Origin of the sequence: Enterobacter ludwigii, assembly GCA_023023105.1 — a bacterium.
In the GTDB taxonomy this organism is placed as follows: domain Bacteria; phylum Pseudomonadota; class Gammaproteobacteria; order Enterobacterales; family Enterobacteriaceae; genus Enterobacter; species Enterobacter adelaidei.
On record CP083824.1, the window covers coordinates 841989 to 854571 of the forward strand.

Annotated in this window: 14 protein-coding genes and 1 pseudogene; 1 reads left to right on the top strand and 14 read right to left on the bottom strand. The window is 51.5% G+C overall.

What is annotated here, in order from left to right; translation table 11 throughout:
* Positions 1–13: 13 nt before the first annotated feature.
* From LCD46_03900 to LCD46_03915, 4 genes and pseudogenes are all read right to left on the bottom strand, one after another.
* Entirely contained in the window at positions 14–631 is a 618-nt protein-coding gene (locus LCD46_03900) for a fimbrial protein (protein UOY71489.1), read from the bottom strand.
* Positions 632–659: 28 nt separating this feature from the next.
* The gene (locus LCD46_03905; protein ID UOY71490.1) at positions 660–1211 is read right to left on the bottom strand and encodes a fimbrial protein; all 552 of its coding nucleotides are present in this window, start codon (positions 1209–1211) and stop codon (positions 660–662) included.
* A gap of 25 nt (positions 1212–1236) precedes the next feature.
* Entirely contained in the window at positions 1237–1818 is a 582-nt protein-coding gene (locus LCD46_03910; GenBank protein UOY71491.1) for a fimbrial protein, read from the bottom strand.
* Positions 1819–1845: 27 nt separating this feature from the next.
* Positions 1846–3735 (bottom strand): annotated as a pseudogene (locus LCD46_03915) (outer membrane usher protein).
* Positions 3736–3791: 56 nt separating this feature from the next.
* Here LCD46_03915 and LCD46_03920 point away from each other — a divergent pair.
* Positions 3792–4489 (top strand): IS1 family transposase gene (locus tag LCD46_03920; GenBank protein UOY71492.1). Its coding sequence is split into 2 segments (ribosomal slippage): positions 3792–4041 and positions 4041–4489, totalling 699 coding nucleotides; the frame shifts between segments, so codons are not numbered across the junction.
* Between the two features lie 10 nt (positions 4490–4499).
* On the opposite strand, the gene LCD46_03925 is transcribed toward LCD46_03920, so the two are convergent.
* The 10 genes from LCD46_03925 to dksA form a co-directional block, all read right to left on the bottom strand.
* Positions 4500–5210: a hypothetical protein gene (locus LCD46_03925; GenBank protein UOY71493.1), complete on the bottom strand. Its 711-nt coding sequence runs from the start codon at positions 5208–5210 to the stop codon at positions 4500–4502.
* A gap of 62 nt (positions 5211–5272) precedes the next feature.
* Positions 5273–5995 (bottom strand): fimbrial chaperone, encoded by a 723-nt coding sequence (locus LCD46_03930; protein ID UOY72889.1) that lies wholly within the window; start codon positions 5993–5995, stop codon positions 5273–5275.
* A gap of 95 nt (positions 5996–6090) precedes the next feature.
* Complete coding sequence (locus tag LCD46_03935; protein UOY71494.1) at positions 6091–6681, bottom strand: fimbrial protein; 591 nt, start codon at positions 6679–6681, stop codon at positions 6091–6093.
* A gap of 289 nt (positions 6682–6970) precedes the next feature.
* Entirely contained in the window at positions 6971–7351 is a 381-nt protein-coding gene (gene panD / locus LCD46_03940; protein UOY71495.1) for an aspartate 1-decarboxylase, read from the bottom strand.
* Positions 7352–7384: 33 nt separating this feature from the next.
* Entirely contained in the window at positions 7385–8236 is an 852-nt protein-coding gene (gene panC / locus LCD46_03945; protein UOY71496.1) for a pantoate--beta-alanine ligase, read from the bottom strand.
* A gap of 11 nt (positions 8237–8247) precedes the next feature.
* Entirely contained in the window at positions 8248–9039 is a 792-nt protein-coding gene (panB, locus tag LCD46_03950; protein ID UOY71497.1) for a 3-methyl-2-oxobutanoate hydroxymethyltransferase, read from the bottom strand.
* 122 nt (positions 9040–9161) lie between these two features.
* A complete protein-coding gene (folK, locus tag LCD46_03955; protein ID UOY71498.1) occupies positions 9162–9641 on the bottom strand; it encodes a 2-amino-4-hydroxy-6-hydroxymethyldihydropteridine diphosphokinase in 480 nt (159 codons plus the stop codon).
* Positions 9638–11035, bottom strand: coding sequence for a polynucleotide adenylyltransferase PcnB (gene pcnB, locus LCD46_03960; protein ID UOY72890.1), 1398 nt, complete (start codon positions 11033–11035; stop codon positions 9638–9640). The genes folK and pcnB overlap by 4 nt, the downstream gene beginning before the upstream one ends.
* A gap of 42 nt (positions 11036–11077) precedes the next feature.
* Positions 11078–11968: a tRNA glutamyl-Q(34) synthetase GluQRS gene (gluQRS, locus tag LCD46_03965; protein ID UOY71499.1), complete on the bottom strand. Its 891-nt coding sequence runs from the start codon at positions 11966–11968 to the stop codon at positions 11078–11080.
* A 59-nt stretch (positions 11969–12027) separates the two neighbouring features.
* Positions 12028–12483 carry an RNA polymerase-binding protein DksA gene (gene dksA, locus LCD46_03970; protein ID UOY71500.1) on the bottom strand — a complete coding sequence of 152 codons (456 nt, stop codon included), beginning with the start codon at positions 12481–12483 and terminating at the stop codon, positions 12028–12030.
* Between the last annotated feature and the right edge of the window lie 100 nt (positions 12484–12583).

The window sequence follows — 12583 nt, forward strand, 5'->3', positions numbered from 1 at the left end:
GCTGGTCCGGGGATTATTCGTAAATCACACTCACCAGTACATTGCTGGTGACGCGTCCTGACGTCACCTGACCAATATTCTGGTAACGAGCATAAAAGGCGTAATCGGTTAAGTACGCGAAACTATTTTGCTTTGAGGTAACGTCAAAGATGACATCAGAACTGCCATCCTGACTTAAAACATTCTGATGGAATGCGTCTGAAAAGATGACAATACCGACATTTTTCGCGCCATCACTCTCTTGCTCTTTATCATTAGCAAATACCTGTTTATTCCCCTGAGCCAGAGAACCTGATTGCGGTGAAAAATTGAAATGCAATTTGCTTGCTGCACCACTGGCAATATCATCACAATCTGTCACTTGCACAGTGAAGCGCGTTCCACCCGCATCCTGGGTTGCATTGTATTTATTACTGCCATCGGTATTGAAAAACCAGCTGCGGGGAACCACCGGCAACTGAACCTGGCCGCCGTCAGACACGTTAATTTTGCAGGTATTGGCGACAATATTGGCTCTGATATTAACGTCCATCCATGCCCCATCCGCATGGGATGAGGCAGGGATCAGCAAACCTGAAATAACGGCCAGCAGCAGCCTGTATTTTTTTATAAATAACGGTGTATTTCGCATCGTCAAGCTACCGCCTGTTCTTTATGACTTATTGATAGGTGACCAGAAACGTGACAGGCGAAGTAACCGACCCTGTAGTGACATCGGCAACGGTCTTACCGTCAGCGACCACAATGCGCGAACTCAAATTATAGGTCGCGGTGCCAGACGAAATAGTCACGGTTTCGGTTTGCGGTGATTTACAGCTCAACTGGGTACCCGTCGCTGAATCCCCATTCCACAGTTCAAATGCCGTATTGTTATTTGCGCCAAAGTTCAGGCTAGACGCGGAAGAACAACTGCCACCTGCGCCAGTGGTTGCTCTGATTGCTGCCGTTCTCACACCTGCACAACCGGTGAAGGCGATTTTGAACGCCTCTTCGCGGGTTTTATTGGCCAGGTCGGATTTGAAGACGTCACCAAAACTAATCTGCGATGTTGGCGAGCCAGAGGCATCCTGCACCTGAGCGCTACAGGTTCCCGCTTCAATGGTGGTGTTAAAGGTGGCTGAAACACTGCTCGTCCCGGTAATGGTTGCAGACGCGGCTGTGGATACGAATCCCAGAACAGAGAGGGCAAAGATCGTAGGTTTAAATTCCATTATAGGTTCTCCGTTTTCTGTCTGGTTATTCGTAATAGAAGTTAAAAGTGGCGACGGCGCTGAACTGACCTGTCGTTGCACTATCTGCCTGGGTTTCTACCAGTTTGGCGGTTAAAGGCACTTCTTTTGCGGTGATTTCACCCGGGGTCCAGACAATACGTTTGCTGTCATCTGTCGAGTTGATCTCAAAAGGCGTGGTCGGTGCCGAACTGCGTGCAATCGATACCCCAACATAACTGGCTCCGCCAGATGTCGCGGTAATGCCGTTGGCAATGGCCGTTTTCATTAGATTTGACACTGAGCCGCTTACAGTTGTTTTCAGTGAAGTGAGGCTGGATGGACACTCCGTCAGCACCAGTTTGAAATCAGTTGTTGCTGTACCTGCCGCAATCGTATCAATACGGGTTTTTCCGCTGGTTCCGAGCGTAATCGTGTTGTTTTTGCCGTTACCGGTTCCGCCACTGATGGCCATATCACAGGTCGTTTCCCGGATATTGGCCGTGAAGGTTACGTCGAGATTATCCGCAGCCTGGGCATAGCCACAGGTAACAGACAAGAGCGTTGCTGCATAAATGCAGCGAACGAAATGATTCAAAGTGAACGTCATGAGTGAAAACTCCCTGTTATAGATGAATTACATCCGGCAAAGTTGATGAGTTAAAAGCGTGGTCAGACCCGCTTTCTGTGCATTGGGTTGAATCTGATAATGCACATTACAGGCACTTTGCTGCCCGTTTCCCCAGACAACCCTGAGCGTGCCTTTGTCTTCGATACCGCGAACATAGGCTTGTCCTGCCTGGCCCACGCTGCCGACAATCTCTCCTTTCTCGCTCAGCACGTCGGCGCCGAGAGGGATGAAGCCGTTATCAGAACGCTGGAGTTCAAGTACTGCCGAACGACCTTCGTCGGTTTCGAAATTCACCAGCACCACGGCACCGCTACGCGGTACGGCAACCGTACTGGTATTTTTCACTTCAACGTCGGCACTCATGGTGCTGGTATCGAGACCGATACGGTTTTCACGGTAGGCGGAAAGATAAGGCATGATGGCGTAACCTGAATTACCGATCTCACCGTCGCCGTTGCTCAGACGTGCTCCTTTTGCGCCACTGGCTTTAATCAGTGCCAGCGAATCGGTATCACTGATACTGCCTGGCGCCAGAGTGATCCCACCGGAATGCAACAACATGCCGCCGCTGTAGCTGGCAGAATATTGTTGCTGGTTGTCATCGCTCGCTGAGGCAGAAAGGCTTAGCGGACCATAAGGGCTGTTATAACTGCCGTAGCCGCTGATCTGATTGAGCGTACTCTCATCCGTGCGGCTATTGCTGCTCGTCACGCTGTAGTTGAAGCGGTTGTCCTCGGTATTGCCGTTTGCGGTGGTATTGAGACTCGTACTGCCTTTGAAATCAGAGTTCAGACCCACGTTAACGCTGTTGAAACCGGCAGGGCGTTTACCCGTACCAAACAGCGCATCGAACGGCAGGCTGACGTTGAGGTAAACGCTGTCTTCCTGTTCACCAAATTCATCATAAGTACGCTGCAAGGAGACGCTGTAACTGCCATAGGTAAAGGCGTTGCTATAACCCACGGTATAGTTAGAGCTTGAACGGCTGCCATCCCAGTAATCCTGCCAGCTACCGTTGATGTACATCGAACCATAATCCACTTTGCCAGTGCGTAGCGGCTGGCTGATGTTGACCTGAATTTGGTTTTTCATACGCTGGAAGGTGCTATACACATCCTCGCTATTACTGCCGGGTTTCAGTTGCTGATCGCGATACTTCACGCGATCGGCCAGTGAGGCCGCATCGTGCAAGCTGAGGTAGTCTTCCGTGGAGAAGCGGTAGGCTGCCACGTTTAATGACGTATCCGTTGCCGAGAGCATCTTACTGAAGGAGAGTCGATAACTCTGGCCTGTCAGCGTACGAAGCCCGTCGATATCTGCGCTGGAGTGGGTAACATCCAGTGCAAATGCACCGATCTCAGTGTTCATGGCAAGACCTGCGAGGCCCGCGTAAAAACCGGTGTCCATATATTGCAGGCCGGTATACCCGGTGAAGGTATTGTTCAGCCCGTAATAGAGGGTGGCATAAGCCACTTTTGGTGAGTCATGCAATGAATCGTCATGCAATTCGCCGGCACCAACATCCCAACGTGCGAAGCCCGGACGTAACATTTGAGTCACGGATGAATACGGGACCGAGAAAGATCGCTTGCTGCCATCGGCTTCCTCGATAGTCACCAGCAGGTCGTTGCCGTAGCCTGTGGTGCTGAGATCGGAAATCTCAAATGCACCCGGTGGCACGGTGGTTTCATAAATCTTGTTCCCGCTTTGCGTCACAGAGACACGGGCGTTGCTGTTTGCTACACCACGGATGACAGGCGCATAGTTAGATAGCCCGTTCGGCAGCATGCGATCATCGTTATAAAGACGTAAACCGCGCAGGCCGATCGAGTCGAATGCGTCACCGCGAGTATAAGAGTCGCCAATCAGCATTTGGGCTTTAAGCGGCGTGATATCTGGTAATGGTGCCAACTTACTGATTTAGTGTATGATGGTGTTTTTGAGGTGCTCCAGTGGCTTCTGTTTCTATCAGCTGTCCCTCCTGTTCAGCTACTGAAGGCGTGGTGCGTAACGGTAAAAGTACTGCCGGACATCAGCGCTATCTCTGCTCTCACTGCCGTAAAACATGGCAGCTACAGTTCACTTACACCGCTTCTCAACCCGGTACGCATCAGAAAATCATTGATATGGCCATGAATGGCGTCGGATGTCGCGCCAGTGCACGCATTATGGGCGTTGGCCTCAACACGATTTTACGACACTTAAAAAACTCAGGCCGCAGTCGGTAAACTCACGCATACAACCGGGCAGTGACGTCATTGTTTGCGCGGAAATGGACGAACAGTGGGGTTACGTCGGCGCTAAATCACGCCAGCGCTGGTTGTTTTACGCGTATGACAGGATACGGAGGACGGTTGTGGCGCACGTATTCGGTGAACGCACGTTGGCCACGCTGGAGCGTCTTCTGGGCCTGCTGTCGGCCTTTGAGGTCGTGGTATGGATGACGGATGGCTGGCCGCTGTATGAATCACGCCTGAAGGGAGAACTGCACGTTATCAGCAAGCGATATACGCAGCGCATTGAGCGGCATAACCTGAATCTGAGGCAGCATCTGGCAAGGCTGGGCAGGAAGTCACTGTCGTTCTCAAAATCGGTGGAGCTGCATGACAAAGTCATCGGGCATTATCTGAACATAAAACACTATCAGTAAGTTGGAGTCATTACCTGATATCTCGCTGCAGATAAATATCCTGGTTTGAGTAATCACTGCCGTCTTTTTCATTCCAGTTCAGACTCCCGCGTGAGCGGAAACGCCACGGGCCTAAATTGGCACCGTAACGTAAGCCCGCATAGGCACTGTCACTGTTGCTGCCCGTACCTTCACTATGCCAGGCGTTGAGGTCGTAAGATGCCATCGCGACAGGAATACCTTCTTCCCAGAGTGAAGGATCGACATAACCCTGAGGAAGTTTAAGCACGTACAGCTGGGGAACGGTCAGATCCAGCTCTTGTGTTGATGTGTTAAAATTCGCCGTCGCACCAGGGAAGGCTTTCGCAATATCAATACACGCTGCCGCATCACCCGAATCATTTTTTTCGAGCGATTCAGTATTAATACCGACCTGCTTCAGTATTGTTAATGTCATGCACGGCGTTGCACGCGGCGTGCCGTTATCTTTAAACTCGACTTCGGCTGTTATTTTTTCTTTACCATTAACCGTTATTTTTGTCTGATATTTCCCTGGTAAAATAGGGTTGCCTTGTGAAAAACGACCTACGTCAATTTTATTGCCCGTATTAAATAAAAACTGGTCGTTAAACTCGATATCATCCGCTGCAGAACTGACAGTGGATTGAATATCATCCGCTATGGCATTCAGAGGTATTGCCGCACTAATAGAAAGGCACAGAAATGAACGTCGAAAAAACATTATTATCCCGATCCGTGAGTTGCCGATAACGTGCTCGGCATAGCCATGTACTATGATTATTATTAGTTGAGTGTTGCTTCGTGCTCTTGCATGCCACCAAAGTCATTAATGGATGCATAGTTAACTTTGCCGTTGCTAATGCCAGTCAGCCCTTTCACTTTCATTGTTTCGCTGGAGAACGGTTTCACAGAACTACTCTCCACTTCATATTTTTTGCCATTAACGGTCAGAGAAGCGGAGGCAATTGATACGTTGTATGCAGAATCATTCTTCGCAACCAGCACAACATCGTTAGCAACCTTTTTCTGCGACCAGATCAGGTGCTTTGCAGATTCATCGGGTGAACCTTTGAGTCCTGTTGGGCGGAAAAAGAGTTTGATACGCGTGCGGAAAGCCAGTTGCAGCATATTCTGATCGCCATTGTTTTTGGCTTTGGGTGGTACTTCCAGCACATTAAACCAGAACAGTGATTCACGGTCTTTGGGTAATGACTGGCCGAGTGAGGTAATGCGGATAGACTGGCCTTTTTGCGCGTCTACGCGAGTGACCGGCGGCGTAATGACGAACGGTAACTTAAGCTCCTGAGGGTCGGTCGTGTCACGGCCATCATCCAGCCATGACTGAACGAGTAAAGGGTGTGAGCCTCTGTTTTCCAGATTCACCACAACATCTTTTGCTTTTTCAGGATAAATAATACGGGTTCCGGAGATAACAATATCAGCGTGGGCATGACATGCCATTATGCTGGTCAGCACAAAAGAGAGTGCTTTCATTCCTTTGATCATTTTTGCATTAAGCTGTCGCATATCCACTCCAGGATAATTGAGATAAACAAGCGCCCACGGCTAAGCGGGCGCATTATTAAATAAATAATCGACGATTATTCGTAGCTCATAGTGAAGTAGGCATTAGCAGAGACTTTACCCGCAGTGACTGGGTTGGTGTCTTTCACCCAGGCAGAACCCGGAACATACGCCACGCGGTAATACAGTTTGCCGGAACCACTGGTGACAGTCGCAACCTGCGTATTATTGGCAGGCTGGCCAACCATAATACGATCGGTATTGCTGCTGGAGTTGTTATACATCGCCAGGCTAACGTTGGTTGCTGAACCTGCAACGTTAGAGTCTGGATCCACGGTACCGTTAGCCACGGAACCCATGTTTTTGGACATAAAGTTTGCGGAAGCTTTAGACACAGTATCAGGGCAGTTTGTCAGCAGCAGTTCAAAGTTTTTCGCACCAACACCTTTGTCCAGCGTAGTGGCTTCAACATCAGATTTTTTTACGACCGGCAATGCGATAGTGATGTTGTTAGTACCTTCACCATTGTTGGTGGTAATAGTACAGGTGGTATCGGTAACTGCACCGTCAAATGTGATCAGGCCAAGATCGGTAGCAGCGAAAGATGAAGAGGAACCCAGTGCCAGAACTACGGTAGCAGCTGCCATGCTAATTTTTTTCAGTGACATAACAATATCCATGTAAAAGATTAAAAAGCCAAACATTGTTTTTGGCGGACGGATAATAGAGTGCACACTAAAAAAAGTAATTTTAAATTTACTTAAAATGGGCTTTAGCTATTCTGTTTTTTCAAATAAACCAGTTGGTTAATAGTGGTATTGTAAAAAGATTAAATAAAATCTTAAAAAAATGGAAAGGACTGGCGGAATATTTCTTTTTGAAGAATAATATTTCTTGGTGATGATTATATCTGCCGGCCCGAATTATTTATCTGGCGATATAATTCGGGCCTTTTTATCAGGCAACCTGAACAGGAATTGCCTTTGCGGTGCGTTTCATGTCGTTGTCGCCTTCGAAGTAGGCCACTTTCGGCTGCCAGCGGCGCGCTTCTTCGTCGGACATCATGACGAAGCTGGCGATGATTACGATGTCACCCACGTCAGCGCAGTGTGCTGCCGCGCCGTTGACGGAGATAATTTTTGAGCCGCGCTCGGCGGCAATCGCGTAGGTAGAAAAGCGTTTGCCGTTGTTCACGTTCCAGATATCAATCGCTTCATTTTCAAGGATGCCAGCCGCGTCCAGAAAATCCTGGTCGATTGCGCAGGAGCCTTCATAGTGCAGGTCGGCCTGGGTGACTTTCACACGGTGAAGCTTACCTTGCAGCATTTTGCGAATCATTACGTTTACCTTTAATCGTCCGGGTAGAAAAAACTACGCCAGCTCAACCACTTTATTGTCAATAAGGCGGGCCTGACCGAGCCATGCCGCCACCAGGATCACCGCACGTTTGCTGGTCTCTGCAAGCTCCAGCAGCGTATCGGCATCGCGAATTTGAACGTCGTCAGCGCGGAAACCTTTTTCGTTCAGCGCTTGTTCGGCCAGGGCGATAATCTCTTCTGCACTCAGCTCTTTAGCCAGAAGTTGCTCAGCCATGGTATTCATGACCTTGCTTAAGCCCGGCGCGATTTTGCGCTGATCGGCCGTCAGATAGCCGTTACGGGAGCTGAGCGCCAGACCGTCTTTGGCACGCACAATCGGCACGCCGACGATCTCGATATCGTAACCCATATCGGCAACCATCTTGCGGATCAATGCCAGCTGCTGGAAATCTTTCTCGCCGAAGCAGGCAACGTCTGGCTGCACCAGATTGAACAGTTTGCTGACGATGGTGGACACACCGCGGAAATGACCCGGACGGCTCGCGCCTTCCAGCATGGTGGAAATGCCCGGAACGTCAACGTAGGTCGCCTCATCGGTACCCTGAGGGTAGACATCGGCGGAAGCTGGGGAGAAAACAATATCCGCATGGCGTTTTTTGATCTTCTCGCAATCTTCCTGCAGGGTGCGCGGGTAGCGTGCCAGGTCGTCGGCGCGGTCAAACTGCATTGGGTTAACGAAGATACTGACCACCACGATGTCTGCCCGGGCTCTCGCCTCATCGACCAGCTTCATATGGCCGTCATGCAGGTTGCCCATGGTCGGGACCAGTGCGATGCGTTTACCTTCCTGACGTGCACGACGGATGTGCTGGCGCAGCAGCGGCAGGGTTTCAATGATTAGCACAACGAGACTCCTTAATGGAAACTGTGTTCTTCGCCCGGGTAAACGCCGGACTCAACCTCGGCAATATACTGCCTGACCGCAGCGCGCATGTCGCCCGCTTCCGTGAGGAAATTTTTGGCAAATTTCGGGATATGTCCGCCAGTAATGCCAAAAGCGTCGTGCATCACCAGGATCTGGCCATCAGTCACGTTACCTGCGCCAATACCTATCACCGGAATCGACAGCGCGTCAGTGATGCGTTTTGCCAGCTCAACCGGAACGCACTCCAGCACCAGCAGTTGTGCGCCTGCGGCTTCAAGGGCGAGGGCATCATCGAACAGCGTTTGTGCGGCATCGCCACGGCCCTGCACTTTATAACCGCCAAAGATGTTCACGGATTGCGGCGTCAGGCCCAAATGACCGCACACCGGCACGGCGCGCTCGGTGAGCATTTTCACCGTATCAACGAGCCAGGCGCCACCTTCGATTTTGACCATGTTGGCCCCGGCACGCATCACGACTGCTGCATTTTCAAAGGCTTGCTCTGGCGTGGCGTATGCCATAAACGGCAGGTCGGAAAGCAGCAGGCAGGCTGGCGCACCACGGCGCACGGCACGGGTATGGTAAGCAATATCCTCAACCGTAACCGGCAGGGTGGAATCATGTCCTTGTACCGTCATCCCTAACGAATCTCCGACCAACATGACGTTGATACCCTCTTCGGCAAAGAGTTTGGCGAAGCTGTAGTCATACGCGGTGATGGTGGCGAAGCGTTTTTTTTCCTGTTTGCATTTCTGCAGTAAGGAGATGGTGGTTGGTTTCATACTGTTTCCTGATAGCCCAAAAGCGAATCTTTGCGCATTTTAACAGTAACATTCGGGGGAACAATGATTTTAGCTAACCGATTAACGGCAAATATTTCAGGGTTAATCGGTAAGATGCAGGATTACCAGCGAGCGGGTCTTTCCGCCTTGAGAGTGTCCAGAATGGCTTTCAGCGAGATACCATCCGGAAAGGTGAGGTCGGGTGCAACTTCGAACAGCGGCCAGAGCATAAAACCCCGGTTTTTCATGTCGTAGTGCGGAACAGTGAGGCGATCGGTGTTTATGACCTCATGACCATACAACATAATATCGAGATCGAGAGTGCGTGGCCCCCAGCGTTCGGCTTTGCGTACGCGACCCTGTTGCAGTTCGATGCGCTGAGTATTATCCAGCAGCGTTTCGGCATCCAGAGTGGTCTCCAGCACGACGGCGGCATTGAGATAATCAGGCTGATCCTGCGGGCCCAACGGTGGGGTACGGTAAAACGAAGAGACGGCCACGATCCGGCTTTGCGGAATTTCGCCCAGCGCCTGTACGGCAGCGTTAACCTGCTCCAGCGGAGAGGCTAAATTGCTGCCGATGGCGATATACGCGAGGGTCATGAAGCACCTTCACGACGAGGCGCACGTTTGCGCGGACGACGATGACGGCGACGTGGTTCCGGCTCTTCATCCAGCCCGGTGAGCATATCTTTCTGTTCAGGCGGGGCGGAAACCTGGAACTCGGCCCACCATTGCGCCAGACGCTGCAGCTCCTGATTCCTTTCAATTTCAGCCCGCAGTGACAGCAGATCGAATGCCGCGCGGAACTTAGGATGCTCCATCAACTTCCAGGCACGTTTGCCCTGACGACGGGACATACGCAACTGAAGCTGCCAGATATCACGCACCAGCGTGGTAATACGTTTCGGGATCGCCAGCGTACGGCACCCTTCGTCCAGCACGTCGTTCGCGGCCAGTGCGAAGGCATCGTAATAGGCGAGACCGCTCTCCTGAGTGATTCGCTGAGCCGTTTCCAGCAGTGGATACCAGAACATCGCCGCAAACAGAAACGCCGGATTCACGCGCATATCGTTGCGAATACGGGTATCGGTATTTTTCAGCACCTGCGCAATCATGCGCTCCATCGGGCTGTCACCGCTTTCGGTGAAGTAGCGGGTAATGGTCGGGAACAGCGGCTGGAACAGGTTGTATTCGCGCAGCAGATTATAAGTTTCAAAGCCGTGGCCGGCCTGCAGCAGTTTCAGGGCTTCCTCAAACAGACGGGCAGGGGGCACGTCGTTGATCAGCGTCGCCAGACGGGGAATAGGCTCGGCTGTTTCCGGGCTAATGCGCATATTCAGCTTGGCGGCGAAACGCACGGCGCGCAGCATACGCACGGGATCTTCACGGTAGCGCGTTTCCGGCGTGCCGATCAGACGAATCAGGCCTTCTTTCAGATCCTGCATGCCGCCGACGTAATCACGCACGGTGAAATCCGCCACGCTGTAGTAAAGGCTATTGATCGTGAAGTCACGACGCTGGGCATCTTCTTCGATAGAACCGAAGATATTATCGCGCAGCAGCATACCGTTCTGGCCGCGCTGCGACGTGGTGCGATCCGATGCGCCCGCTTCGTGGTGGCCGCGGAAGGTCGCCACTTCGATGATCTCCGGTCCAAACATCACGTGAGCCAGACGGAAACGGCGGCCAACAAGACGGCAGTTACGGAATAATTTACGCACCTGCTCAGGCGTGGCGCTGGTCGTCACGTCGAAATCTTTTGGCTTTTTGCCCAGCAGTAAATCACGCACTCCACCGCCCACGAGATAGGCCTCGTAGCCCGCTTTATTCAGACGATAGAGCACCTTGAGGGCATTTTCACTGATATCTTTGCGGGAAATATTGTGCTGCTCACGCGGAATAACCGACATGTGTGGCTGTGCAATAGCATCATTCGCCATGCTCTCTTCGCGGCTTAGCACTTTACGGCAAAAATTAGCGACTCGGGTAAAAATGGTACACCTCGTAGTGTGTTTTGTTATGAAAAAAGCGGCTAATCATAGCTCAGCGCAACGCATTTGAGAATGCTGGATTTTTTGCACCGCCGTGAGCGTCCAGTGGGCGATCGCCATTTTCAGCAGTTCGTCAATACGCAGATCCTGCCATTCGTTGGTTACATTCTGGTTGAGAAATCGCAGCGCGTCGATCAAAACCGGGCGTGGATCGCCGTGTGGCAGGGCTGGCGCATGGTTTTGCTTCGACAGCTTACAGCCATGTTCATTGACTGCCAGCGGCAGATGAATGTAATCCGGCGCTTTCCAGCCAAACTGGTGATAGAGCGATATTTGCCGCACGGTAGGTTCAACAAGATCTGCGCCACGAACGATTTCCGTGACGCCCTGGAAATGGTCATCCACGACAACGGCCAGGTTGTAGGCGAACAGACCGTCACGGCGGTGGATAATAAAATCTTCACATGCCAGACGTTCATCGGCGTGGATCTTGCCGGAGAGTAAATCGTTAAAGTGCGTCACCGGGGAGCGCTGCTTGATGCGCACGGCGGCATTTTCCGGGGGAAGATTAAGCGTACGACAATGACCGTCATAAACCCCTCCCACGCTCTGGATGCGTGCGCGGGTACAGGTGCAGTTATAGGAAAGCCCCTGAGCGCGAAGCCAGGCCAGCCGTTCCCGATACGCATCGTGACGTTTTGATTGCCAGAGAACGTCGTCATCCCAGTGAAGACCGTAATGTTCCAGCTGACGCAGAATGGTGTCTGCTGCACCGGGAACTTCACGCGGAGGGTCAATATCTTCAATGCGAACAAGCCATTTACCCTGGCTGGCACGAGCCTGCAGGTAGCTGCCGAGCGCGGCAATTAATGAGCCGAAGTGTAATTCACCGGAAGGAGATGGCGCGAAGCGCCCAATATAGTGTGATTCAGACATATCAACAGTAACAAGGCGGGAGTGACTCCCGCCTTTGGAGTGTGTAAACAGCGCTGGTATTAACCGGCCATCTGTTTTTCGCGGATTTCAGCCAGTGTTTTACAGTCGATGCACAGGTCGGCGGTTGGACGCGCTTCCAGGCGACGAATACCGATTTCAACACCACAGGATTCGCAGTAGCCAAAATCTTCGTCTTCGACTTTTTTCAGCGTTTTCTCGATCTTTTTGATCAGTTTGCGTTCGCGGTCACGGTTACGCAGTTCGAGGCTGAACTCTTCTTCCTGAGCGGCGCGGTCGACCGGATCCGGGAAGTTAGCAGCTTCATCCTGCATATGAGTAACGGTGCGATCGACTTCATCCCTGAGTTGATTACGCCATGCTTCAAGAATACGCTTGAAGTGCGACAGCTGGGCTTCGTTCATATACTCTTCGCCCGGTTTCTCTTGATACGGCTCCACCCCAGCGATGGCGAGAATACTCAGGGACGATGTTTTACGGTTTTGCCCTTCTTGCATGTTGCTTCTCCTTAACACGCACTATCGATCCCCGTGTCGGGGGAAAAATCAGGTCGCTATAAATAGCAGATGCTTTTCCGGATGGCAATTATCTAAACGT